The sequence below is a fragment of the Desulfatiferula olefinivorans genome (assembly GCF_054657895.1).
In genome coordinates, this window is sequence record NZ_BAAHXV010000162.1 from 1 (window position 1) to 236 (window position 236).

The window sequence follows — 236 nt, forward strand, 5'->3', positions numbered from 1 at the left end:
CCCCCGGTCTGGGTGTTGCCGTTGTAGGTGACCGTGTAATTGACGGCCGTCCACTGGGCATACAAGGTGACATTGGAAGACCCCATGGCAAAGGTGTCTCCACCGCTGTAGGCGGTGCCGGACCCGTTGGCGGCGGTGTTCCATCCGTCAAAGGTGTATCCGGTTTTCACCAGGGACCCGGTGTTGCCCAGAACCGTCACCGTGTCGTTTATGGTGTAGGTGTTCCCGTCCGTCGG

1 protein-coding gene is annotated in these 236 nt (G+C 60.6%); it reads right to left on the reverse strand.

Annotation, left to right across the window (positions count from 1 at the left end; genetic code table 11):
* Window positions 1–236 (reverse strand): InlB B-repeat-containing protein (locus ACYQ11_RS22275; RefSeq protein WP_459926034.1); only part of this gene is annotated, 236 nt, incomplete at both ends.